This window comes from Paenibacillus sp. FSL E2-0177 (assembly GCF_037992975.1).
GTDB classification, from domain to species: Bacteria; Bacillota; Bacilli; order Paenibacillales; family Paenibacillaceae; genus Paenibacillus_AQ; species Paenibacillus_AQ odorifer.
The window spans coordinates 1,136,066-1,159,668 of record NZ_CP150307.1 but is presented as its reverse complement, the minus strand read 5'-3'; the positions used below and the strand labels follow the sequence as shown (position 1 = coordinate 1,159,668).

Here is a 23,603-nt window from a genome sequence, read left to right as displayed (position 1 = left end):
CTACATGAATAAGAGGTGTCCACGCTATGCTTAATCATTCTACACTACTGCTTTTCCCTAATCCGCGTGAAATCACATTGTCACAAGGCTCCTTCCATTTCCCAACAAGCGGAAGCATCGTACTTCCTAATATGGAAGAAGAATCTGCCATGCCAGCTGCACGAAAACTACAGGAAGTAATTGCACAAGCATTGAATCTGCAGCTGACTTTATCCATTGGCTTACGTCCAACCGTTGTATCTGTCTGTAACTTTAACTATGTGCCATTATTGTCTGCACAGGCCTATGAGATTGTTGTCGAACAGAAGGGTATCGTTGTCTCCTATAGCTCTCCTGTAGGCGCTTTCTACGCAGCAGCAACCCTGAAACAAATCATAGAACAAAGTGGAAAATCTATACCTCAGCTGCATATTCGCGATGAACCTGATTTTGGAGCCAGAGGCCTGCTCATAGATATCAGCCGCAATAAAATCCCGAAGCAAGAAACCTTGTACCGGATCATTGACCTTATGGCTGATTTGAAGATGAATGAACTTCAGCTATATATAGAAGGTGCTCCGTTCGCTTATGAATCCTTCCCTCAAGTCTGGGAGCTTGAAACCCCAATTACCGGAGAGGAAATCCTGCTTCTGGATGCCTATTGCAAAGCACGTTATATAGAGCTTGTTCCCAATCAGAATAGCTTTGGGCATATGGAGGGCTGGCTTTCTCGTCCAGAATTCAACGCTTTAGCTGAAATTCCCGAAGGCTTTATGCTTCCGAAGAATTTGTATGCGCAGGACGTTTATCCAGAAGGCTTATTTATGCACCCTGGTACTTTTGATACCGAAGATCCTGCTGTACTACCTCTGCTAGACAAAATGTTTGACGATCTGCTGCCCTACTTTAGCTCCAATCAGTTTAATGTAGGCTGCGATGAGACCTATGAACTCGGCCTTGGTAAAAACAAAGCTCTGGCTGAAACACAAGGCAAAGGTCAACTCTATTTATCATTCCTGCAAAAAATTTATGAATTGGTTACAAAACGTGGCAAAACGATGCAATTCTGGGGCGATATCATTATCCAGCATCCCGAACTGATTCCTCAGCTTCCTAAGGATATTATTGCTATGGAATGGGGTTATAGCGCGGAGCATCCCTTCGAGTCCGATACGCTCAAATTCCGTGAAGCAGGTATTCCTTTTTATGTCTGCCCAGGCACCAGCTCATGGAACTCCATTACAGGACGCACGGACAATATGTTAGCCAATCTGCGCAGTGCAGCTATTCATGGCAAAAACAACGGTGCTATCGGTTATCTCATTACGGATTGGGGAGATTTTGGACACTGGCAGCATCTGCCGGTCAGCTATGCCGGCTTCGCCTACGGCGCAGCCCTATCCTGGAGTGTAGATCATAATCTGGAAGCAGATACTGCACAGTATTTAAATAGATTTATTTTTGCAGATCGTTCTGAGGGAATTGGCCAGCTGCTCCTGGATCTCGGCAATTACTATCAGCTTGAATCCAGTATCAACCGTTCGAATGATGCAGAAATGTCCCTGCTGCTGCGTACCCATCTGGACAATTTCCTAATCATAGAGAAGCTTACTGAGGAACACTTCAATCATCTCGAAAAATATCTGCTCTCCATTGAGGCGCGGCTATCGGGGCTAGATCTTCAATGCGAGGATGCTGCTCTTGTGCTGAAAGAATTGAGTAATGGCATCCATTTCGTGAAGCATGCTGTGCAGCTTGGCAGAATCAAGCTACAGTTGACATCAGCACCAGATTCGCTTGATCCTGCGCTGATTACGAAGCAAATCAATGATCTTGATGTACTCCTTCACCAATATCGTCTCTTGTGGACGGAACGCAACCGGCTCGGCGGCTTGGAGCAAAGTATCTCGAAACTTCAACGCCTGCGTAGTCAATATGAAGCATTAAAATCAGAGCTCTCCGCATCCGTAAGTTCCTAATCCCTCTTATTAAGATTCTCTATATAGCTGCTGTTGGGTAATCGAACGTTGAACTAACGTTTTCGGTTCGCCCAGCGCAGCTCTTCATATTGATTCTCAAGCATCTCCCGCTCACGTTGCTCGTGTTGTTCCCTGCCAATTCCCTCCTGCTGGCTTTCCTCATCCTCATAGATTCGCCATAGGTCAGAGAACAGATAGTCTTTGATTTCTACCACTTTTCCCTGCAGGATTCCGTTTATCCAAAAAAGTCCTGTGGAGGTACGCATAACCATGCGGCCATCCGGTGTTTCCGCCTTTTGACCCATTCGAATCGCCATAAGCATTTGGCCGAAAGTATACCATTCCATATTTGCTAATACCTCCTAAATTTTAGTTGTAATGGAATAAAGAGAAAGCTATAATCAGGGCAAAAGAACCATTTTCGTAAAAATTTTATAGGAGGGTTGTTATGGATTGGCTAAATGACTACGAAGATGAACTACGCTTGGTATTCCAAGAAAGCAGACGGATTATTTCCGAATTTCCAGAACCTCTAAATCAACAAGGTATGTCCTATCTTGAGCATTTTAACGTATTTAACGCTGAAAGCCACAAAAACTACATATGTTATCTTTTACCCTTTTGGCTGCAGAAGGGATGCGGAATCTCTGCAGAGGTTACTCGCCAGATGTCGATGGGCAACGTCTTTTTTATGTTGTATTTCTTCATACAGGATGACCTGATGGACAGCCAAGAATCCTCCGCATACGAAAAATTGCCCTTGGCAAATTTGCTTTATGTCGAATTTTTAAATATCTACCGGATACTATTTCCGGAGCCATCCGCTTTCTGGATCTTATTTAATCGTTATATCATGGAGTGGGCAGATAGTGTTAGCAACGAAAATACCAGTGACTATTTTCTTAATGATCGGGTCAAAATTGCCTATAAAGCCAGTCCGCTCAAGCTATCCAGCACTGCTGCCCTTCTGATGTCTGGAAAGAGTGATTTAGTGCCGCAAGCTGAAGAGCTTATCCATTCGGTTTTGCTTACACTGCAAATGCTGGATGACTATGAGGACTGGAAAGAAGATTTATCCGCAGGCAACTATAATTGTCTTCTCTCCCTAACTCGCAAACATCTGCCAAACAGCAGTGCAGCTAAACTCACTTCGCAAGAGGTCGAATTTTATCTATTCACTGCAAATGGTCTACATACCTATACGCAATTAGCACACGACACACATAACAAAGTTACAGCTTCCGACCTTGATGTCCCTCATCTTATTGCGTTCCATTCCATGCTAGTAAGTAACTTACAGCAGATCTCTGATTCCATCGAAGCGGACAAGCAGCTCTTGCTAAACGGAGGATTATATCATTGGTTGTCAAAAAATGTCCATTAATTCTATTATTTTGCAATAAAAAGAATAGTATTAGTAGTTTTGCTATGTTATATTATTAAAGGTAAATATATACAATTTGGAAAGGGTGATTATTATGTCAGAAGCAATTCTTAGAAATCAAGTCATTCAAAAGGCATGGGAAGATCCAAGTTTCAAGAAAAGACTACTCTCAGACCCAAAAGCGGCTCTCCAAGAAGCACTAGGCGTAATTATTCCCGACAGCGTTACCTTGAAAGCCGTTGAAGAAGGCTCCAACGAATTCTATCTTGTAATTCCACCAAGTCCTACTTCCGATGTATTGAAGGCAACCGCAGCACCACGCGGTTCGTGGTAAGACAACAAGATTAACCCCCTAAGGAGTGAGAATCATCCGGAGCTTCTGCCAATGGCAGTATGGTGATGGATTCGGTTCCCACTCCTTTTTTGCTTGTAAATTTCACTTTACCTTGCATAGCTTCGATGATACGGAAAGTGACCATTAATCCAAGACCTGTCCCTTTATTCTTTTTAGTGAAATAAGGCTCTCCCAATCGGTGCAGGACATCCGCGTCCATCCCTTCCCCGTTGTCTTTGATATGAATGATTACGTTCTCCTCTTCCGCATACACCGACATATAGATAAACCCTTCGTCACGGAAAGATTCAATGCTATTTTTGATAATGTTGATGAAGGCTTGCTTAAACTTTGAGGAATTCCCCTTCACCCATAATTCGCCCGATACATCGAGAATCATTTTTCCTCCATTTAAATGACAAAGCGGCTGCATAATACTCTCAATATGCTTAAATTCATTATACAAATTCAGACTGGAAATCGTCTCAAATTCCGGTTTTGCGAAGGTTAAGAAATCCGTAATGATCCCGGAAGCACGATCCAGCTCACTAAGGGCCATCGACATAAATATTTCCTCTTCACCAACGGATTTCTCGCTAAGCAGCTGAAGGAACCCCCTAGTTACCTGGAGTGGATTCCGCACTTCATGAGCAACAGATGCAGCAAGCTCGCTAATAATTTCCATTTTTTCTGAACGCTGCAATTCGTTGTTAAAACGCTCTAATTCTTTAGAATAGTTAACAACCTGTTGATGGCTATAGGCTAGTCTTCGCTCCAGAATTACGATCAAGGAGATTATGAAGACAACAATGCCCCACTTCCACAAGAATAAATCATAGTTCCCCTTATGAATGTAATACCACAGTAACTCTGACACTACAGTAAATGCAGCCGTTCCAAAGCCAATGGCAAAAATGATAGCGTCCCTATTCCCTTTAAGCGAAAATATAATCACACATACGATCAGCAAGATGAACTGAAGGATGAGGATGAACCCGATAATAGTGGTGGATACAAAATAATAAAACTCAATATAGCTATTATTCGATAGAAAATTGATCAAAAGACATAGCAAACAAAATGAGGAGTAAATGACTTGAAATTGACGAAAACGACGAACGATCGCATATTTTCCACTGCCAAATATTTTTTCAAATAAAAGAGTAAGCGCCGGTAAAAGTGAGAATAAAGCCAAATCAAGAAATACATTACTAATCGCGCCTAAATCGCTGTAAAAGGTATAAATAAAAGGAGAATAGGTTATCGAAAGAATTCCGGTTGAACCTATTACAACGGCTAGTGAAGCCACACTGGAAAAATAGTCCCTATTAATGTATAGAGAGCTTATAAATAGAACGATAGCCACAAGAAAAAAAGCACAGCCCAAAATCACATCGCTGAGTCCATTTTTAATATAATCATTGATTAACAGGTTGTGTTCACCGATCACTACTTCATTTTTAATTCCGATTCTATCCTGCAGCGTTTCAGTCCAAATGTATAATGTTTTCCCACTATCGCTTTGACTCAAAGGCAACAACAAAGAATAGTTATCCTTAATATAATTACGATCTTCCTCGAAGATCAAACGGTCGTTCACATACACCTTCACATGAAGAGCATATAAAGTATCAATGTAGATTGAAGGGGAGATATAACTAAAGTTAGGTATGGAAATACGAGTCCAAGAAGTGGATACGCCTGATGGCAGATGTGGGATTTCCTTCGTAGCATTCACATTTATCCAATACTGCTGGTCATTATTCTGTGGAACCTCTATGCCGCTGTTTTCGGTTCCATCACCCCATCTCATCTGCCAACTGGTAATTTCTTGGGATGGATATGGGGTCGCTGCTGATACAACAATTGAACTATATCCTATCAGAAGGAGAGTAAGGGCTATTGCTATATGTAGGACTTTAATCATCAAGCGCATATATGCACCTCAGAAATAAGTATCAGAAACAATATTCTGTCTGTACTACTTCGCTCAGCCCCTCGCTCTTTCCTTCTAAAAAACGGAATTATCATAAATTACTTCTAAATTATTCTAAGTTCTGGTATTTTTACTATAATTTCAGTCCCTTCCCCTTTCTCACTGCGAAACTCAGTGCATCCCTCCATCGCCTCAATAATCCGAAAGGTTACCATCAGTCCAAGCCCCGTTCCTTTGGTCTTATTGGAGTAATAAGGTTCCCCTAACCGAGCCAGCTCATTCCGGTTCATCCCTTCCCCATTATCATGAACACTGATTATTATATGTTTTCCAGACTTCCAGGCTGTGACTTTAATCAGCCCATTGTCCTTTAAAGCTTCGATGCTATTTTTGAGAATGTTGATAAACGCTTGCTTGAACTTGGCAGATGATCCAGTAACGTAAAGTCCTGGCTGCAGATTAAGTTCAATGACGCCCCCTTGCAGATTCGCTAACGGAGAAAGAATACCCGTCACATGCCTCAACTCTTCAGACACATCAAGCTGCTCTACGGTTTCAAGTCCTGGTTTAGCGAAGGTTAGGAAGTCTGTAATAATGAGCGTAGCCCGATCCAGTTCTGTCACTGCCATTTGCAGATATTCCCGCTCCTTTTGATCTGAACGCTCCCCAAGAATCTGCAGAAACCCCCGGGTAACCTGCAATGGATTCCGTACTTCATGGGCAACCGAAGCTGCCAGCTCACTAATAATCTCCATCTTCTCCGAGCGCTGCAAATCATTATTGAACTTCTCAAGCTGATGGGAATATTCAATAAGCTGTTCATGGTTTCGAGTAAACCTTCTTCCCAGAATGACGATTAAGGCAATTACGAAAATCACCATTCCCCATTTCCACCAATATAATTGATAGGATTGCCCCGATGCGTAGAACATGACCAGTTCACTAAGAGACATGAAAGCAAATATTGAGAACCCTGAAGTAAAAATAACAGCATCTACATTGCCACGGTTCGCGTGTATAAACGCTAAGCTGATCAAAAGTATAATTTGTACAATCATAAGGATACCTAGCACACTCGTAGTCATCAATCGATAAAAGTCATCCACCTGATAGGACAGAAGAATATTAATAACCATTAGGGAAAAACAAAATACAGAATAGACAATTTGAAACTTACGGAAACGTGTAACGATTCTCTTTTTCCCTGGACCAAATATTTTCTCAAAATAAAATGTAAAGGATGGCAAAAGCGTATATAAAGCTACATCAAAGAAAACAAGTACGATCTCTCCATAATCGCCGAGGATTGTCGGCAGGAACGATGAATACGTTACCACTAAGACGCCAATGGATAAAATAATCAGCACCAATAGATATCCGCCTGAAAAATAGCCTTTTCTCATGAATAGCGAGCAGATCAGCAGTACAATCGCAATAAAAATAAGCGTCGTTCCAATGATCAGATCCATTAAGCCCTGCTTTACATAAACAGATAACAGCTCATCGTATTGGCCTACTCTTATTTCGCCGTGGATCCCTAAGTCTTTGCTGCCACCATGGGTCCATAAATATAGCTGTTGTCCTCCAACACTTTTGGACAGAGGAATGAAAACCTTACTGCCATTGAAATTAAAATCTTTTCCGGAATCATATATTAATTCGTTATTTAAATAAGCCTTAACATTATTTCCATATACTTTATCTATGAATAACGCAGATTTATCACTAATTTGTGGTAAAGTAAACCGCAGCCAGGCTGAGGTTGCTCCACTTGGAGTCTCTGGGCTTTTCCCATGAGGCATAACACGAGTCCATTCTTCATCAAGAGCTGCCACAGCTTCTTCAATATGATCTATTTCTATACGTTCAAATTTAATCTCCCAATTGGGCAGCTTAGAGTCTGATGATTCAGCACTCACTATCGCCGTACCAAAAGGAACCATAGCGGTCAGCAGTAGAATTAATAAAAAAGCAGCCGCTATATTGGGCTTTGGCAACTTCATCGTAGCACCTCAGTAATTCATTAGTTGTTTAAACGTTCATATATGCTTCTTAATTTCGACAAGCTTCGCACTATCCCTGCCTATTCTTGTAAATTTTCTCGAAAAAGAACGTTTTTCATCGGCTTTTGCTTTCACCCATTTTTTACTAATCTAATATAGACATACCCATTTATTGGATCAGCGATTCGATCATGGTCAAACGGGTAAAGATAAACATAGGAAGTTCAAATTTTATCATAAAAAAGGAGTGAACGGCTATGGATAGTTCACCAAATAAAACTGAGGCTGACTTTGAATATGAACGTTATATACAAGCTGATATGGATGAAGAGGATATTGTTGATGATGACGCAGATCCTGTCTTGGTTGGCGATAAATACTTGGCAGCAGATATTGGTTTAAACTCACCTAAGGATGTAATCGAAAGAGATGAGTTAGTGGAATCCGATGCATATCTAGCCGCTGAAACCGCAGGATTAACCCTAGATGATACGGATTATACTAAGGATGAGGAACTCTTGGAGATGGAAGAAGAAGATCAGCCGCTAGAGGATGTTCCAGATGCAGACGATGTATATCCAAATTCCATTATTGACCCTGCCTCCCCGCCAGTGGATGTTATGCCGGGAACAGACGTTTTGAACGGTTCGCAGGGAGAATAGCAGCTTAATATGAATAAAGCCGCCGGGCTATGAGCCCGGCGGCTTTATGTTGTTTCTAAATAACGACATGCTCATTGAGTTAGCAGTTAACCCTGCATCGTTGTTGGCTGTTCTGCGGGACGAGCAGCGGCGATTTGTGCTTCCAGCTTGCGGGTCTTAACCAATATCGCTGCTACCAGCAGCATCACTCCATTGATTACAAACACCCAGCGAATTGGAATCACCGCGCCTAATAAGCCGCCGATAATCGGTCCAGCCATCGTCGCAAGCTGAGATGCCGCCTGATTCAGGCCAAAGGCCCGTCCACGGAATCCCGGCTCAATTACTTGTACAATCATGGCATTCACTGACGGCAGCACACCTGCATAGAACAGGCCGTAAGCAAAGCGAAGGATAGCGAACTCTACATAGCCCGAAACAAAAAACTGCAGAATATTACCGATGCCGCCCCCGATCAGTCCAATAAATAAGATCATCCCAAAGCCTTTTCGGCTGCCGAGTCTGCCCCACTGCGGAGCCATCAGCACCGTAGCAATCCCCACAGCAGAGAATACTATTCCCGAGCTTAGCGAGGCACTATTTTTGGAGATCCCCATGTCCAGTAGATAAATTGGGATTAACGGTTCCAGGATCATAACGGAGAAGGTACTGATTCCCGCCAGCGAGAGCAAAGTAATAAAAGCTCGGTTACTTCTCGCTTCCCTGATATCATCACTTACATGTGACCTTGGAGCCGAACGGTCGAAGTTCTCCTCTTTTGCAAAAAAAGTAGCAATGAGCGCTGAGATAAGTACAATACCCGCTGAGAATAAAAAAGCAATCCGGTTGCTGGTATAATAGCTCACTACACCGCCAATTAATGGTCCAATAATACTACCTGTCGCTCCGGCTGTAGACATAATACTTAAAGCGTACCCCGTCTTATGCTCAGGTGTATTGGTGGCTACCATTGCAATAGCTGCTGGAACAAAACCGGCAAGCAGTCCTTGCAGCACACGCACAATCAAAAAAACATAAGGATCATGTACAAAATAATTAATAAGGTATAAAGCTGCCAGACTAAAACCCGAGCGAATAAGCATCGGTTTCCGACCATACTTGTCGGCTAGCGAACCCCAATAGGGAGAGATTAAAGCGCTGGCAAGAAAGGTTATTCCAAAACTAACCCCTGACCAAATCTCCAAATGATTTGAAACCCCAAGTTCGTCGCTCAAAAAAATGGAAAGGAAGGGAATCGAGATCGAATAAGCTGTACTACAAAAGAAAACCCCTATCCAAAGCACGATCAAATTCCGCTTCCACGAAAAGAGCATCCTATGCACATCCTTTCTCGATGTTCTCTTTGGAAACATCCTACCATTGTAAACTTCTTTTTAAGATGTGCCAATCCCAGAAGTCATAACTGACCTTTGCATGTAATAGGACAAAGGAGGTATTATGGGAAGTACCTACGAGATTATTCAATAAAAAGGAGAGATTATTTAGTGAAGTCTACACGAACAAAATCCGCTATTCTTCTGATCATGTTATGCCTGGTCATGGTTATTGCGGCAGGTTGCGGTAACAAACCAAACAATAACAATGCAAGCAGTAATAATGGAAGCAGCGGATCAGCACCTGGGGAAGGTGCAGCCCCAACTGAAGGCGTTCCTTCAGCTACGGCAAGTCATCCCTTAGTAACCATTGAAATGGAAGACGGGGATATCATCCAAGCTGAGCTATACCCTGAGGTTGCCCCTAACACCGTAAACAATTTCATCTCACTTATTCAAAAAGGATTTTATGATAACACTATATTCCATAGAGTAATTCCTGACTTCATGATTCAAGGCGGCGACCCTGATGGCACAGGTATGGGAGGCCCGGGTTACAGTATCGCCGGAGAATTCTCTGGCAACGGGTTCACCAATAACCTTCTGCATACAGAAGGTGTTCTATCCATGGCAAGATCACAGGCTCCTGACTCTGCCGGTTCCCAGTTCTTTATTATGGATGCAGCTTACCCTAGTCTAGATGGAAGCTACGCCGCTTTTGGTAAAGTAACTGAAGGTATCGAAGCTGTAAAAAGAATTGTGAGCCTGCCTCGTGACGGTTCTGATCGTCCAGATGAGCCACCAGTCATGAAAAAGGTGACGGTCGACACCTTCGGCGTCACTTACCCAGAACCGCAAAAGGTTCAGTAATTAGGAATAAACAGAAACGACATTACCGTCTCGAAAGAGGATAAACGTTTCTTGTAAAAATAAAAGAACATAAAAAACTCGGCAGTCCCTCCGAAGTTGTAATCGGATGGAGCTTGCCGAGTTTTTTTACAGCTTATCCCCGCAGCGATCTTCTGCTAAGTGCATGTTGACCATTACGCAGGAAGGTGCTGCGGCTATTTCTTAATAGCGCTATCCGGTCCTCTGCAAGCTGGTTCGCAGCGGCATAAGTAGGTATTCCGTTCAAACGGGAAATTTCCATTACGCGGGTAATATTATCGTAAATCTTCGCCACCTGCTTAAAGGCACGTTCCTTATTATAGCCGTTCAGCTCGTCCGCAATATTAATGACGCCACCTGCATTAATCACGTAATCTGGAGCATATACAATCCCCATCTCATGAAGTGCATCACCATGCGAGGAATCCTTCAGCTGATTATTAGCAGCTCCTGCAATCACTTTCGCCTTGATTACCCGTAAGGATTCATCGTTAATTGTCGCTCCAAGAGCGCAAGGAGCATAAATATCACAATCTACACTGATGATATCGCCTGGATCTACAGCCTTGGCGCCATAGGCCTCTACTGCACGTTGAACGGCTGGTTTATGGATGTCCGTTACGATAAGCTGTGCTCCTTCTTCATGAAGATGTTTGCACAGTGTAAAGGCCACGTTCCCCACGCCTTGAACAGCTACTGTCTTCCCTTCAAGCGAATCACTGCCAAAGGCGGCTTTAGCGGCTGCCTTCATTCCTTGGTAAACACCGTAAGCCGTTGCTGGTGACGGATTGCCCGAAGAACCGTACGTAGGTGAGGTGCCAGTAACATAATCTGTCTCTTGATAAATAATGTTCATGTCCTCTTCCGTAGTCCCTACATCTTCAGCAGTTATGTATCGTCCATTTAAACCTTGTATGTATCTTCCGAAAGCACGGAACATGGCTTCATTTTTATCCTTCTTGGGATCTCCAATGATTACTGTTTTCCCACCACCCAAATTCAGGCCGGATACTGCATTTTTATAGGTCATCCCTTTTGCTAATCGAAGCGCATCAACAATAGCTTCCTCTTCCGTAGCGTAGGTCCACATCCGTGTTCCACCCAGTGCTGGTCCCAGTGTCGTGTCATGAATCGCGATGATCGCCTTTAATCCCGATGCCTTATCCTGACAAAATAATAATTCCTCGTAGTCGTCCCGTTCCAATGCTGCAAACAATTCCATTTCCAATATCCCCTATCCCTTTGTCATATTCCTCATGCTGGTTCAAAGTTCATGCAATTAGAAGAGGATCTGTTGGATCCCCTCCCAAAATATTGTAGCAGAATACGCCGTAAAACAAAAAGAACTCATGTCACCATCTTAACTACTGATGGGGCATGAGCTCTTTTTATCCAATCTACTCTCAAGACATAATTTCTATTGTACAGAATACAACGCAACTGTCAAAATGCTTTACAGTTTAGCAATCGTCTCTGTAAGTACCGGTACGATTTGTGATTTACGGGATACTACACCTTTAAGAAGCGCTTTATTGTCATCAAGCTTCACGTTGTACGCCTGTTCTACTGCACCTGCAACACGGCCCAGAGCCAGACCCACCGAATCGTTGTTGAGGATATCAGTAACTACGAACAGGAACAGATCCAATTCTTTTTCAGCAATAATGGAAGTCAGTGCAGTTTCCAGTTCAGCCTGCTTGGAGAGTACATCATTAACGTCAACCGCGTTCACTTGGGCGATTTCTACTTTGTATTCACCCATTTTGAATTCCTTAGCATCCAAGGAGATCAGTTGAGCGATACTCTTGTCGCTAAGATCAGCACCAGCCTTCAGCATATCAAGGCCGTAGCTTTCTGCATTTACACCAGCGATTTCAGCCAATTCGCGTGCTGCAGCTACATCTTCAGCGGTGCAGGTTGGAGATTTAAACAGTAAGGAATCAGAAATGATTGCAGACAACATCAATCCGGCGATGTCTTTAGGGATAGCTACACCGTTTTCTTTATACATTTTATTAAGAATAGTAGCAGTACAGCCTACTGGCTCAGCACGGTAGTATAACGGATGTGCAGTCTCAAAATTAGCGATCCGGTGATGGTCGATAACTTCAATTACACGCACTCGATCAATGTCATTCGCACTTTGCTGGTGTTCATTATGGTCAACAAGAATAACCTGATTAGCTTCTCCAGCTACGTTCTCTACCAGACGAGGAGCCTCTACTCCGAAATGATCAAGCGCAAATTGCGTTTCACCACTAACGTCTCCCAGGCGAACTGGCTCAGCATCCCAGCCTAATTCTTTTTTGAGTGCTGCATAAGCAATTGCCGAACAAATAGTATCCGTGTCCGGATTTTTGTGTCCAAAGACCAATGTTTTTTCCATTTCCAATCTCCTTACTATGTTTTAGTGAGATTAATATACCATACATTGATAGCGGCTTCCAGATTGTGCGTGCTGAAAAAATGCTTTAGCCTCTCCCACCTACGGTTGTTCACGTCTGTTCTTTGGAAGCGGATCTGGTTTGGACTCACCATGCAGCGGTTCATTATCGGAGAAAAGATCGGGATTCTCTTTTAGCATCAGGCTTAAAATATCCGTCGTTTCTACTGTTCCACACACTCTAACTAGTGCATCCCCGAAGTTCCCCTTACGCATGGCACCGCCTTCCTCAAGCTCGCGTTCCACTTTCCAAAAATGCTCCGACCAAGAGAGACCACAATGTCTGCGAGAAGGCACCATGATTTCATCGCCACCCGGCGTCACCGTATATAATTCCTCATGACTATCCGTCATTCTGCCCGGAATATCCACCCACTCTTCAATACCGTGAATGAACGTATTCCGCCGCAGATCGACGCCTAGCAGTACTATTTCCGCCTTCCGATCAAGCAGCTTGCCCCACACTGAACCACGGGCGCATGGCGTATCCCAACGTTCATCCCCTGCAGTAAACGCCTCAGCATCAACACCCAAAGCCGCTACAGAGTGAGTCGGATGCCAAGAGCGGACAACACCTGGACGTTTTCTGAACAGCTCCGGTAATATCCCTACACAAGATGGGGAATCTTGAACAAAGAAGCGCGGATTATCCGCATTAATATAAGCCCATGTATGCGTTGGCAAAACAAGCAGCCCATCCTTCATATATTCACTGAGTGCATCCAGCACCGTGTTCGCGCCTCCTTCTACTTCGCCAACACTTTTTAACGAGGAATGAACTAGAATGGTCCCCCGTGGATCAATCCCTAACTCCTGTAATTGTTTCATCAAGCTTGTTGTTGTGTGCACTATACTCTCTCCTTATGTATGAATTAAATTTCATGAAACATTAATATCCACTTGCAAAAGTTTCTTATTACTATTAAAATTATAGTAACTTAATAATATTCACCAAAGATTCTATCGATATATTAAAAATAAATTAAAATAATCCACAAACCCAAAGCATTTACACGGAGGTAACTACCATGAGTTTAACGTTAAAAGGACTTCACCATGTCTCAGCTATTACAGGCAAAGCACAGGAGAACTTTAAGTTCTATACAGAGGTACTCGGACTGCGTCTCATTAAAAAAACAGTAAATCAGGATGATATTTCAGTGTACCATTTATTCTATGGAGATGAGAAGGGGAATCCCGGAACCGAATTAACCTTTTTCGAGCTTCCGATGGCAGGCCGCAACCGTGAGGGCAATAACAGCATCTCCGCGCTCTCCCTTCGAGTGCCAAGCGATGCCGCACTTACCTACTGGGAGCAACGCTTCACCGAGCTTAACGTGGAGCATGAGACGATACAGGAACTTGGTGGACGCCAGACTTTATCCTTCCGCGATCACGAGAGCCAACGTTTCATTCTCGTATCCGACGAAAATAATAACGGTGTTGCCGGCGGTACTCCTTGGGCTAAAAGCCCAGTACCTGCCCAATATGGCATTGTAGGCTTAGGACCCGCACATCTCACAGTAGAAAGTGCAGAACATACAGCGGTAGTGCTGGAGCAGTTGCTCGGCTTCCGCCGTATAGGAACCTACCCTTCAACAGTTGCCGGTCAGCCAGAAGTGCTCGTATTCGAGACTGGTGAAGGCGGATCAGGTGCTGAGGTTCATCTGGAGGAACGCAATGATCTGGAGCAAGAGCATTTGGGCCGTGGCGGGGTACATCACGTCGCATTCCGCGTAGATAATGAAGACGAATTGAAGCAATGGATCGAACACATCCGCCAGGCACAGCTTCCTAATTCCGGTTTCGTCGACCGCTTCTACTTCCGTTCCCTCTATTTCCGCGAGCCTAACGGCATCCTTTTTGAGTTGGCTACAGACGGACCAGGCTTTGCTACAGATGAGCCTATGGAAAGTTTAGGTGAATCCCTTGCGCTGCCGCCATTTCTGGAATCGAAACGCCAGCAAATCGAGGCGTATCTGAAGCCGCTGGATACTCGGCAATAAACCTCTTTCAGGTTACTAAATAAAAGGTGTGAGCCGCTTATGCGCTCACACCTTATTTTATTATTGAAGGTTAGTAGCTTTCCCTACAATATCTAGTAGCTCCGACAGGTTTCGGATTTCGTATTTTGGCTGAACGCCGGACTCATTAATCTTCCTTAGCGGGTTAAACCAGCAAGTATCAATCCCATAATTAATTCCGCCTTGAATATCAGAGGTTAAGGAATCACCCACAATCAATACTTTTTCCTTATCTTCAATCCCCAATTTGGCAAAAGCATAATCAAAAATCCCCGTCTCTGGCTTCTGACATCCTGCCTCCTCTGAGATAATGATCTGCTCAAATGTATCACTCAGCAGCGAGCCTTGGATTCTGGAAGTTTGCACATCCTTGATTCCATTCGTGATAATCGCCAGGCGGCAATCTGCAAGCTCTCCGCATAGCTCGATTGCTCCCTGCATCAGAAAGGTTCCTTCGCCTAAGAAACGTAGATAGGCCTCACTGAATGTTTCAGGATCAAGCTCAAGCGCATGTGCAGCAAACAACCGATTAAACCGCTCTACCCGCAGCGCCGCAGATGAAATCCTTCCTTGTTCTAGATCCCTCCACAATGCGTGGTTAATCTCTTGATAACTGGCAGCATAATCTGCTGCACCTGTGGGCATCCCAAAGTGTAGAAAGGCATTAGACAACGCGTGACTTTCTGCCATTCCATAATCAAACAACGTATCGTCGGCATCAAATAAAATAACATCGTATTTCATAAATATCCCCCAAAGGCTTTTCTCAACAAGGTACTACAGCGTTGCTGGCAAGTCAACTTCACACCCCTCACGACAAAATTTTACTTTTTTAAGGTAGATTTAATCGATCTGTGGTATTTTAAAAAGAAAACGGTGGTGAGCGTCATTTTATACGTTTTATCATTTCTAATGTCATTTCTTATCGTCTACTTTCTAATTCCGCCGCTCGGCAAGCTTGCTTTTCGGCTTGATTTTGTGGACAAGCCTCGGCAGGACGTTGAGCGTAAAATTCATAGAGAGCCCATTCCGCTAACGGCCAGCTACGCCATATTCATCGGATTTTTTATCACTTATCTGGTGTTCGCGCGTGATTTCTCCATGGAGACTGTCGCATTATTTGTAGGTGGCGTACTGTTGCTGACCATAGGCACAGTGGATGATTGGTACAAAACGAAAGGCAAAGATTTCCCAGCTCTGCCCAAGTTAATTGTACAAGTTAGCGCAGCGATCCTGGTTTATGTTTCTGGCAATGCCTTTACCGGATTCTACAATCCGTTCTCAGGCGATTATATCGTTTTGCCTGTCATTCTATCGTTTCTGCTGACGATTATCTGGATCTTCGGTGTAACCACAGTTATTAATTTCTCGGATGGCATGGACGGTCTGGCTGGTGCCTTGACGGCCATTTCGGCGATTACGTTATTTGTTGTCGCACTGGCAAAGGGACAATCCTCATCTGCCATTATGGCAATTTCACTGATTGGCGTTACGCTTGCTTATCTGCGCTACAATAAGCCGCCCGCCAAAATCTTTATGGGCGACGCCGGGGCAACCTTTCTCGGCTTCATCCTAGCGGTAATTGCACTCGACGGAGCGTTCAAGCAAGCCACCGTCCTGTCGCTGTTCATTCCGATTCTGGCGCTGGGCGTACCGATCTTCGACAACATTTTTGTCGTAGTCAAACGTTTCATCCAAGGCAAGTCCATTTATCAAGCCGATGCCACCCAGGCTCATTACCGCCTACTTCGGGCAGGCCTGAACCAGAAGCAGGTCGTTGCCGTGCTTTGCCTGATTAGTGTTTGCCTATCCTTATCCTCTATCATTCTGCTGCTGATTGAGACCTAATGTATTAGGGACTAAGGGCATGTCTCATATACTGAGACTGCCCTTTGAAGTTACAAAAGGAGCCAGATTCCGATATGGAATCTGGCTCCTTTTGTGTTTGAGGGTAGCGAGAGATAGCTAAGATGCGAGAGTTTGCCAGAGCTTGCGGGATCTGCGGGATCTGCGGGATCTGCGGGATCTGCGGGATCTGCGGGATCTGCAGGATCTGCGGGATCTACAGAGATCCACAGCGATCCACAGTGATTCACAGCGAACTCTCCAGCCTTTATCCTTACGGACTCAGGCGCCGTTATTTGTGGATTTTCGGCCATTTAGTGGTGTTTTCGGACTCAAGAGACGCTATCTACTCAAAATGGACTCATATTCAGTCTATTTCCACCCAATAGCTGCATTGGAGTCCAATAGCACACAAATTAGAGTGACTTGTTACTTTTAGCGACTCCTGTGTCCTTTAGCTCCATTTGCAGCGTTACTGCTCAGTCTTTCTAACCTACACTCTGCTGCTAGGGGGAAGAGTTACGATCTACGGGGTCTGCGGGATCTACAGAGATCTACAGAGATCCACAGAGATCTACAGCGAACTCTCCAGCCTTTATCCTTACGGACTCAGGCGCCGTTATTCGTGGATTTTCGGCCATTTAGTCGTGTTTTCGGACTCCAGAGACGCTATCTACTCGAAATTGACTCATAATCAGTCAATTTCCACCCAATAGCTGCATTGGTGTCCGATAGCGCACAAATTAGAGTGATTTGTTACTTTTAGCGACTCCTGTGTCCTTTAGCTACATTTGCAGCGTTACTGCTCAGTCTTTCTAACCTACACCTGCTGCTGGTTTTGAACAGTTGCGATCTGCGGGATCTACGGGATCTACAGAGATCTACAGAGATTCACAGCGAACTCTCCAGCCTTTATCCTTACGGACTCAGGCGCCGTTATTCGTGGATTTTCGGCCATTCAGTGGTGTTTTCGGACTCCAGAGACGCTATCTACTCAAAATGGACTCATAATCAGTCAATTTCCACCCAATAGCTGCATCGGAGTCCGATAGCACGCAAATTAGAGTGATTTGTTACTTTTAACGACTCCTGTGTCCTTTAGCACCCTACCCCCGAATACATCAATCACCCATCGTTCTCTTGCGTAAACTCGGCTAATCTGCGATAAATCCCAACGATCTCTTCCATCGGCATTCTAACTAATCCGCTAGAAGAGGGTGCAACAAATTCACGGACACCATCTACCTTTGGAGGCACGTCCCCTTGAAATCCCCAGTTAGCTTTTGTTCTGCGGCTAAACTCTGTATACACACCCTTACCTACAAAACAGGCGACTTGAGGCCGATATTTCTCCAGCTTGGAGCGAAGCATTTCCCGACCCTCCTGGTATTCTTCACGAGTAATATCGTCGATTCCCCGTGTGGGACGGGCAACAATATTTGTAAACCCATAGCCCAGCTTAAGCAAGTCCCCATCCTCAGACGCATCATACAACCGGGGAGTAAGTCCAGACTGATGTAATATTCTCCAGAAATTATTCCGCGGATTCGCGTAATGATGTCCTACCTCGCCAGAACGGATACTAGGATTGAATCCAATAAATACAATCTGTAATCCGTGATCTAAGTGATCTGGAATTTCATCCATGTTATTATGCCTCCTGACCAAACGTCGATCTAGTTCAACTTACGGGGTACACCTTAAGACAGGAAGGCGGTATATGACCTGCCAACCATACCTTATTACCCGCCTTATAAAAGGTTACACCCATTTGACCCGCTCTAATCGTATCAACGGTTAACAATATCAATTTCCCTCTGCGGACTTCCGGCTAAACTGGCAAAATGAGTCCCTTCAGACAAATGAACATACTGCCGTCCCATCGATTGGAGCCCCTCCTCCAAAATCACAGAAAGCACACCAGAATGAGTTCCGTGAAAAAGTATAGCAGGCGGAGTCCCCGGCTCATAAGTGATTTTTGTGTGGCTATGCCCGTACCGGGCTTTGATCCGGTCATCAACGATTTCCAATCGTTGCTTGTCGCAACCTGCAACCACTTGCCGAATATCTCCCACAGTCACCTCTGACCATCTAGGAGTGCTTACAATAACAAACAGTAAATCATCCAACCTACAGGAACCATCCTCTGGATCCAAAATAAGACCATATTGCTCCGGGGTATGCCGAAGCAGCTTAGTCATAAATTTACTTAACGACACTTCCGCTGTATTGCTTAACATTATATTTTCACCTCAATTTTTCCTATTTATATTATTCTAATAAAGGATCTCTTCGAAGCAGATTCCAGAGGCATTACAGCAATCACACATCCATGTATTACCTCTTACTATGCAAAAAAGACCATGGACTCTATCGTCCATGGTCGGGCTTCACCTAAATACAAAACTCCTTACCAGTTAATACAGCGATGTTATTTTACCGGAAACGAATATACTGGTTCAGAGGCTGACCTGAAAGTTCCATATCATCCTTATCGTATCTCCAAAAGCATAATCCAACTATCCAGTTTATGTCAACCAGTAGTCTTTTATCTGTAATCTTTTATCTGTAATCTTTTACTAACTTCTTAACTTATTTCAGCAATGCTTTCAATTCAGGCGTCATATCCGATTCTTTTAACATTACGAAATCGCTGTAACCCTCTTTGTACATCAACTTCACAATGTAGTTGCCATTCTCAACACCATTATGGAAATGATGGTCCAAAATATCTGTTAATAATGTCTTATCCTTCGTAACAGCCGTACGATTCTTTTCGCGTGCAAGCGCTACTCTTTGTTCAGGACTAGTAGGGTTCTTAGGTGTTTGCTCGTCCATATAATCATCTTTTATAATCTCTGCCGATTGGATATCTTCAGCTGTTATTCGTATTTTATCGGCATAACCTTTTTCGTTCATCCACTTTTCAAGCTCATGGAAAGAAGATTTCCATGGATAATTATAACCATAACTTGAAGAAACTTGATTGCTGTCCTCTTTTGCCTTTACCTCTATTTGGATATTAGCCACATCAGGTATTCCATCCTTATCTATCTGTACTTCGTAGGACATATTCAAAATTTCGCGTTTGATAATCTCCTTTAGCTCTAAAATTTCCCCGGGATCAGAGATCGCTACTTTTTTATTCCTGTTAGTAACCCACATATAATCCAGGTCTTTGTCTAAGAGAGCTAAATTATACTTTTCATACTTGTAAGCTTCGGTATCCTTAACCGCCTTGAGCTCTGATTCAAACCCCTTATTAGGGATCCAGTATTCCCTCACTAGCTTGTGACCATTCTCCAATTGATAAGCCAGAGTAAAATATTCATAAACGTATTGTTGTGAGGTAAGTTCTGGACGTACCGCAACTACCGCTTGATGGAGTTTACGGACAGCTTCTATATAATCTTTATCATCGGAAAAAGGGTTCTGCCCCATGTAGGGTGTAGTGTACCAATCATCCGTTGGGGCATACAACCGGTAGTTAGCTCCCATATATACACCGCTAATCTTATCACCGGAAGGCACTCTAGCTTCATACCCCGTAACACTTGATACCGGGATATACAGAAGTAACCCTATCATTACCGCATAAATTGCAAACTCAGCTACCATTTTACGCGTCATAATCTGCCATGTTTTCCGAACAATCATTTCTGCGGCGACATAACCAATAATGGCTCCGATGGCATATCCACTAATCACCCAGCCCATTTGCTGTTGCTTCATTTGCGCAAAATAATTACCGGCAATAAGCATGGCGCATAACATAACCCCTGCTTTAAACAGTGGGTTGAAATATCCAAAGGCAATAGCCTGACCCGCTTTTTCCGTATTACGTTTACGGTATAACAGGTACGACAACCCGATAAATAGAAGTGCCAATACCCCATAAATCCATAATTCTGTATTGGTGAAGGGTTTGCCGGTAAAATAATACACGATATGAACAAAAGGAGACCATATCTGCGAAATAGAATCACGCAAGTTAGAGTTTGCATTTGCATATCCATAAAGATACATAGCTAAATGGCTGTGGATTAATGAGATCAGTACAGCAGGAAGAATAAGCAAAATATAAATGATAATTCCCTGAAGAATAGATTGGCCCGTACATATTCCCACAAAAACACTAAAGCAAAAGAGGAACAAAGTCAGAATACTAACTGTAATACACCATTGCCAAATATCTGCGCCTTGAAAAATATAAAAATTACCACTCCACGGCTTAACAACGGCAACCACCCCAGCAGTTAACCAAACAGGCAGCAATAGTAAGGTAAGTCCACTCGTCAGATGAGCTGTAAATAAATGCTCTCTGCGTAAAGGCAGGCTATGCCAAAGATCTGCAGGTGATTTTGCCTGAAGGTATCGGAATAAGAATAGTCCTGCGGCAACTGGGATCGTTATGATAAATAAGGCTTGCACACTACCAGCTATGCGAAATAAATGATCTATTTCTTGCGGTTTTGCATCCGGATTGCTGCTCATGAAGAGCTGTAATGGAAGTGCAAATAATAAGCCGAGTGCATATATAATCCCTATCCAGCCATGCTGGCGGAAGTTCTGGCGAAAAATACTGCTATTAAAGTAGTAATGGCTGCGCGTCATATCCGACATCCCCCATTTCATAAATAAAGATCTCTTCTAACGTTAATGGAAGCAAATCGAATACGTATGGCTCGTACACCTGAAAAGCCGCTTTGATCCGTTCACGATCCCCTTTTACAATATATAGGTTCACACTTCCCCGGCGCTCTTGATGCAGAACTTGTAACTTGGCAGCTAACGGAATCTCATGCCGTTCATCCCGAAACGCCACTTGAATCTTATGTGTATCCGCCTTAAGATCATCCAGATCCTTCTCAATCAACATCTTCCCACCATGCATAATCCCGACATGATCGCACAGATCTTCAATCTCACGAAGGTTATGGGAAGAAATGATTACCGTCAACTCGCGTTCAGCAACCTCCTGAAATAGCAGGTTTTTGATCTGACGCCGCATCACCGGATCTAATCCGTCAATCGGTTCATCCATAATCAGCACATCCGGCATACAGCTTAAACATAACCAGAATGACGCTTGCCGCTGCATCCCTTTGGAGAAACGACTGAGTTTGCGCTTTTTATCGAGCTGAAATACGGTTCCCAAATCTTCAAAACGCTTCTGATTCCAGCTCGGATAAATCGAGCGATAGAAGGCCGCCATTTGCAGCATGGTGGATTGTGGGAAAAAGTAAGGAGCATCCGGCATAAAAATAACCCGTTGCTTAGTCGTCGGGTGTTCGAAAACCGCTTCACCATCCACCCGCACGGTCCCCTTATCTGGAGAGTAGATGCCCGCCAATGTTTTGAGCAGCGTTGTTTTGCCCGCGCCATTAGAGCCGAGCAGCCCATAAATTGTTCCTTTATGTACCGTTAAAGAGATATCGTCGACTGCCTTCTCGCCTTGAAATAACTTGCTGACTCCCCGAATCTCAATCATCACTCTTCCCTCCTTCTCTTTGCTTCTCCACTTGTTGGTACAAAGAACTAATCTCAGCTGCGGTGAACCCAAGGTATACCGCCTCCGCCATCAGCCTCAGCAACTCGTTCCGGACTTCCGCTTTTTTGATCGCATTTTGTTCTTTTTTCATCGGGGCTACAAAACTTCCTTTCCCCTGTAATGAATAGATATATCCCTCACGTTCCAATTCACGGTAAGCCTTCTGAATCGTATTGGGATTCACGGTTAGCTGCTGGGATAACGTCCTTACAGAAGGTAGCTGTTCATCCGTCTGCAAAATACCATGCAGAATCATCTCCTTGACCTTATCGGTCAGCTGCTCATAAATCGGCTTCCGACTACGAACGTCCAGTTCGAACATAACCTTCCTCCTTCCACTATCTTGAATTAAATCCATTATGATGTGTACTAACTGTACTACTATTATTAATACAGTTTTATTTATATGTCAACAAAAAAATCCCCAAGATTTTCCTTCGGGATTTATCTATTCCTTGCTATTAATCATAATTACGTCCGATCGCGCCGAGCCAATCTCGTCCACAGTAGTTTTAGGACCCTGATGACGCTGATTTCTGCTTATAAGGTCATCTGAGTCCGATTGCGCCAAGCTAGCCTTGTCTCCCGGGGCTTTCGGACCCAGATGACGCTATTCGCACATTTTCCGCCTTTTGAGCGAAGTTTCGGACTCCACTGCAGCTATTGTCTAGAAAGACGCTCATTTCGGGCGTTTTTCACACCAATAGCGACTTTGGGGTCCGTTACCACTCCAAATGCCGCTGTTTCCAGCTTTTAAGGTCACCTGAGTCCGACAGCGCCGTGCCATCCTCATCCCCCGTAGCTTTCGGACTCAGATGCCGCTATTCGTACATTATCCGCCTTTTGAGCGAAGTTTCGGACTCCAGTGCAACTATTGCCTAGAAAGGTGCTCATTTTGGGCGTTTTTCACACCAATAGCGACTTTGGGGTCCGTTACAACTCCAAATGACGCTAATTCATGCTTTTAAGCTCATCTGAGTCCGATCGCGCCGAGCCAATCTCGTCCACAGTAGTTTTAGGACCCTGATGACGCTGTTTCCCGCTTTTAAGCTCCCCTGAGTCCGATCGCGCCGCCCCCCCTTATCTCCCCCGTAGCTTTCGGACCAGATGACGCTATCCGCATATTTTCCGCCTTTTGAGCGAAGTTTCGGACTCCACTGCAGCTATTGCCTAGAAAGGCGCTCATTTTGGGCGTTTTTCACACCAATAGCGGCTTTGGGGTCCGCTACAACTCCAAAAGCCGCTGATTTCCGCTTATAAGG

Annotated in this window: 21 protein-coding genes; 7 read left to right on the top strand and 14 right to left on the bottom strand. The window is 44.0% G+C overall.

Annotated features, from left to right (window positions below):
• The first annotated feature begins 26 nt into the window (after positions 1-26).
• Positions 27-1,958 (top strand): glycoside hydrolase family 20 zincin-like fold domain-containing protein, encoded by a 1,932-nt coding sequence (locus MHI25_RS05095; RefSeq protein ID WP_340395081.1) that lies wholly within the window; start codon positions 27-29, stop codon positions 1,956-1,958.
• Positions 1,959-2,011: 53 nt separating this feature from the next.
• On the opposite strand, the gene MHI25_RS05090 is transcribed toward MHI25_RS05095, so the two are convergent.
• Positions 2,012-2,305, bottom strand: a complete 294-nt coding sequence (locus MHI25_RS05090; RefSeq protein ID WP_076137149.1) for a hypothetical protein — start codon at positions 2,303-2,305, stop codon at positions 2,012-2,014.
• A 101-nt stretch (positions 2,306-2,406) separates the two neighbouring features.
• On the opposite strand from MHI25_RS05090, the gene MHI25_RS05085 reads away from it, so the two are divergent.
• The gene (locus tag MHI25_RS05085; RefSeq protein WP_340395080.1) at positions 2,407-3,342 is read left to right on the top strand and encodes a hypothetical protein; all 936 of its coding nucleotides are present in this window, start codon (positions 2,407-2,409) and stop codon (positions 3,340-3,342) included.
• 94 nt (positions 3,343-3,436) lie between these two features.
• The gene (locus MHI25_RS05080) at positions 3,437-3,676 is read left to right on the top strand and encodes an NHLP leader peptide family RiPP precursor (RefSeq protein WP_170914256.1); all 240 of its coding nucleotides are present in this window, start codon (positions 3,437-3,439) and stop codon (positions 3,674-3,676) included.
• Between the two features lie 10 nt (positions 3,677-3,686).
• Here the strand turns inward: MHI25_RS05080 and MHI25_RS05075 are convergent, their stop codons facing one another.
• Together MHI25_RS05075 and MHI25_RS05070 are read right to left on the bottom strand one after the other, a co-directional pair.
• Complete coding sequence (locus MHI25_RS05075) at positions 3,687-5,603, bottom strand: ATP-binding protein (protein WP_340395079.1); 1,917 nt, start codon at positions 5,601-5,603, stop codon at positions 3,687-3,689.
• Between the two features lie 113 nt (positions 5,604-5,716).
• Positions 5,717-7,615, bottom strand: coding sequence for an ATP-binding protein (locus MHI25_RS05070; RefSeq protein ID WP_340395078.1), 1,899 nt, complete (start codon positions 7,613-7,615; stop codon positions 5,717-5,719).
• A gap of 257 nt (positions 7,616-7,872) precedes the next feature.
• On the opposite strand from MHI25_RS05070, the gene MHI25_RS05065 reads away from it, so the two are divergent.
• A complete protein-coding gene (locus MHI25_RS05065) occupies positions 7,873-8,277 on the top strand; it encodes a hypothetical protein (RefSeq protein WP_051490926.1) in 405 nt (134 codons plus the stop codon).
• Positions 8,278-8,363: 86 nt separating this feature from the next.
• Here the strand turns inward: MHI25_RS05065 and MHI25_RS05060 are convergent, their stop codons facing one another.
• Positions 8,364-9,590 (bottom strand): MFS transporter, encoded by a 1,227-nt coding sequence (locus MHI25_RS05060; RefSeq protein WP_076137142.1) that lies wholly within the window; start codon positions 9,588-9,590, stop codon positions 8,364-8,366.
• Positions 9,591-9,800: 210 nt separating this feature from the next.
• Here MHI25_RS05060 and MHI25_RS05055 point away from each other — a divergent pair, with 210 nt between their 5' ends.
• Positions 9,801-10,460, top strand: a complete 660-nt coding sequence (locus MHI25_RS05055; RefSeq protein ID WP_051491160.1) for a peptidylprolyl isomerase — start codon at positions 9,801-9,803, stop codon at positions 10,458-10,460.
• Positions 10,461-10,593: 133 nt separating this feature from the next.
• On the opposite strand, the gene MHI25_RS05050 is transcribed toward MHI25_RS05055, so the two are convergent.
• The 3 genes from MHI25_RS05050 to MHI25_RS05040 all read right to left on the bottom strand — a co-directional run bounded on the left by MHI25_RS05050 (position 10,594) and on the right by MHI25_RS05040 (position 13,770).
• Positions 10,594-11,700: a Glu/Leu/Phe/Val dehydrogenase gene (locus tag MHI25_RS05050; protein WP_076129277.1), complete on the bottom strand. Its 1,107-nt coding sequence runs from the start codon at positions 11,698-11,700 to the stop codon at positions 10,594-10,596.
• Positions 11,701-11,931: 231 nt separating this feature from the next.
• Positions 11,932-12,864: a manganese-dependent inorganic pyrophosphatase gene (locus tag MHI25_RS05045; RefSeq protein ID WP_340395077.1), complete on the bottom strand. Its 933-nt coding sequence runs from the start codon at positions 12,862-12,864 to the stop codon at positions 11,932-11,934.
• Positions 12,865-12,963: 99 nt separating this feature from the next.
• On the bottom strand, positions 12,964-13,770 hold the full coding sequence (locus MHI25_RS05040; protein ID WP_340395076.1) for an AAC(3) family N-acetyltransferase: 807 nt from the start codon (positions 13,768-13,770) through the stop codon (positions 12,964-12,966).
• A 179-nt stretch (positions 13,771-13,949) separates the two neighbouring features.
• On the opposite strand from MHI25_RS05040, the gene MHI25_RS05035 reads away from it, so the two are divergent.
• Positions 13,950-14,927 carry a ring-cleaving dioxygenase gene (locus tag MHI25_RS05035; protein ID WP_339189691.1) on the top strand — a complete coding sequence of 326 codons (978 nt, stop codon included), beginning with the start codon at positions 13,950-13,952 and terminating at the stop codon, positions 14,925-14,927.
• A 60-nt stretch (positions 14,928-14,987) separates the two neighbouring features.
• On the opposite strand, the gene MHI25_RS05030 is transcribed toward MHI25_RS05035, so the two are convergent.
• Positions 14,988-15,689 carry a YjjG family noncanonical pyrimidine nucleotidase gene (locus MHI25_RS05030; protein WP_340395075.1) on the bottom strand — a complete coding sequence of 234 codons (702 nt, stop codon included), beginning with the start codon at positions 15,687-15,689 and terminating at the stop codon, positions 14,988-14,990.
• A 168-nt stretch (positions 15,690-15,857) separates the two neighbouring features.
• Between MHI25_RS05030 and MHI25_RS05025 the strand changes: the two genes are divergently transcribed.
• Positions 15,858-16,793, top strand: coding sequence for an MraY family glycosyltransferase (locus MHI25_RS05025; RefSeq protein ID WP_076129282.1), 936 nt, complete (start codon positions 15,858-15,860; stop codon positions 16,791-16,793).
• 50 nt (positions 16,794-16,843) lie between these two features.
• Here MHI25_RS05025 and MHI25_RS05020 read toward each other — a convergent pair whose 3' ends face one another.
• From MHI25_RS05020 to MHI25_RS04995, 6 genes are all read right to left on the bottom strand, one after another.
• Positions 16,844-17,104 (bottom strand): hypothetical protein, encoded by a 261-nt coding sequence (locus tag MHI25_RS05020; RefSeq protein ID WP_340395074.1) that lies wholly within the window; start codon positions 17,102-17,104, stop codon positions 16,844-16,846.
• Positions 17,105-17,915: 811 nt separating this feature from the next.
• On the bottom strand, positions 17,916-18,437 hold the full coding sequence (locus MHI25_RS05015) for a mismatch-specific DNA-glycosylase (protein WP_076129577.1): 522 nt from the start codon (positions 18,435-18,437) through the stop codon (positions 17,916-17,918).
• A gap of 143 nt (positions 18,438-18,580) precedes the next feature.
• Entirely contained in the window at positions 18,581-19,030 is a 450-nt protein-coding gene (locus MHI25_RS05010; RefSeq protein ID WP_305953966.1) for an RNA 2'-phosphotransferase, read from the bottom strand.
• Positions 19,031-19,382: 352 nt separating this feature from the next.
• Positions 19,383-21,404: a hypothetical protein gene (locus MHI25_RS05005; RefSeq protein WP_340395073.1), complete on the bottom strand. Its 2,022-nt coding sequence runs from the start codon at positions 21,402-21,404 to the stop codon at positions 19,383-19,385.
• The gene (locus tag MHI25_RS05000; RefSeq protein ID WP_036680830.1) at positions 21,379-22,281 is read right to left on the bottom strand and encodes an ABC transporter ATP-binding protein; all 903 of its coding nucleotides are present in this window, start codon (positions 22,279-22,281) and stop codon (positions 21,379-21,381) included. Before MHI25_RS05000 ends, MHI25_RS05005 begins: the two co-directional genes overlap by 26 nt.
• Positions 22,274-22,663, bottom strand: coding sequence for a GntR family transcriptional regulator (locus MHI25_RS04995; RefSeq protein WP_036680827.1), 390 nt, complete (start codon positions 22,661-22,663; stop codon positions 22,274-22,276). Before MHI25_RS04995 ends, MHI25_RS05000 begins: the two co-directional genes overlap by 8 nt.
• Between the last annotated feature and the right edge of the window lie 940 nt (positions 22,664-23,603).

What these genes read in the sequence shown, in the direction of transcription:
- MHI25_RS05095 (WP_340395081.1), top strand. Translation starts at nt 27, where the DNA reads ATGCTTAATCATTCTACACTACTGCTTTTCCCTAATCCGCGTGAAATC.
- MHI25_RS05090 (WP_076137149.1), bottom strand. Translation starts at nt 2,305, where the DNA reads ATGGAATGGTATACTTTCGGCCAAATGCTTATGGCGATTCGAATGGGT.
- MHI25_RS05085 (WP_340395080.1), top strand. Translation starts at nt 2,407, where the DNA reads ATGGATTGGCTAAATGACTACGAAGATGAACTACGCTTGGTATTCCAA.
- MHI25_RS05080 (WP_170914256.1), top strand. Translation starts at nt 3,437, where the DNA reads ATGTCAGAAGCAATTCTTAGAAATCAAGTCATTCAAAAGGCATGGGAA.
- MHI25_RS05075 (WP_340395079.1), bottom strand. Translation starts at nt 5,603, where the DNA reads ATGATTAAAGTCCTACATATAGCAATAGCCCTTACTCTCCTTCTGATA.
- MHI25_RS05070 (WP_340395078.1), bottom strand. Translation starts at nt 7,615, where the DNA reads ATGAAGTTGCCAAAGCCCAATATAGCGGCTGCTTTTTTATTAATTCTA.
- MHI25_RS05065 (WP_051490926.1), top strand. Translation starts at nt 7,873, where the DNA reads ATGGATAGTTCACCAAATAAAACTGAGGCTGACTTTGAATATGAACGT.
- MHI25_RS05060 (WP_076137142.1), bottom strand. Translation starts at nt 9,590, where the DNA reads ATGCTCTTTTCGTGGAAGCGGAATTTGATCGTGCTTTGGATAGGGGTT.
- MHI25_RS05055 (WP_051491160.1), top strand. Translation starts at nt 9,801, where the DNA reads ATGTTATGCCTGGTCATGGTTATTGCGGCAGGTTGCGGTAACAAACCA.
- MHI25_RS05050 (WP_076129277.1), bottom strand. Translation starts at nt 11,700, where the DNA reads ATGGAATTGTTTGCAGCATTGGAACGGGACGACTACGAGGAATTATTA.
- MHI25_RS05045 (WP_340395077.1), bottom strand. Translation starts at nt 12,864, where the DNA reads ATGGAAAAAACATTGGTCTTTGGACACAAAAATCCGGACACGGATACT.
- MHI25_RS05035 (WP_339189691.1), top strand. Translation starts at nt 13,950, where the DNA reads ATGAGTTTAACGTTAAAAGGACTTCACCATGTCTCAGCTATTACAGGC.
- MHI25_RS05030 (WP_340395075.1), bottom strand. Translation starts at nt 15,689, where the DNA reads ATGAAATACGATGTTATTTTATTTGATGCCGACGATACGTTGTTTGAT.
- MHI25_RS05025 (WP_076129282.1), top strand. Translation starts at nt 15,858, where the DNA reads ATGTCATTTCTTATCGTCTACTTTCTAATTCCGCCGCTCGGCAAGCTT.
- MHI25_RS05020 (WP_340395074.1), bottom strand. Translation starts at nt 17,104, where the DNA reads ATGGCCGAAAATCCACAAATAACGGCGCCTGAGTCCGTAAGGATAAAG.
- MHI25_RS05015 (WP_076129577.1), bottom strand. Translation starts at nt 18,437, where the DNA reads ATGGATGAAATTCCAGATCACTTAGATCACGGATTACAGATTGTATTT.
- MHI25_RS05010 (WP_305953966.1), bottom strand. Translation starts at nt 19,030, where the DNA reads ATGTTAAGCAATACAGCGGAAGTGTCGTTAAGTAAATTTATGACTAAG.
- MHI25_RS05005 (WP_340395073.1), bottom strand. Translation starts at nt 21,404, where the DNA reads ATGACGCGCAGCCATTACTACTTTAATAGCAGTATTTTTCGCCAGAAC.
- MHI25_RS05000 (WP_036680830.1), bottom strand. Translation starts at nt 22,281, where the DNA reads ATGATTGAGATTCGGGGAGTCAGCAAGTTATTTCAAGGCGAGAAGGCA.
- MHI25_RS04995 (WP_036680827.1), bottom strand. Translation starts at nt 22,663, where the DNA reads ATGTTCGAACTGGACGTTCGTAGTCGGAAGCCGATTTATGAGCAGCTG.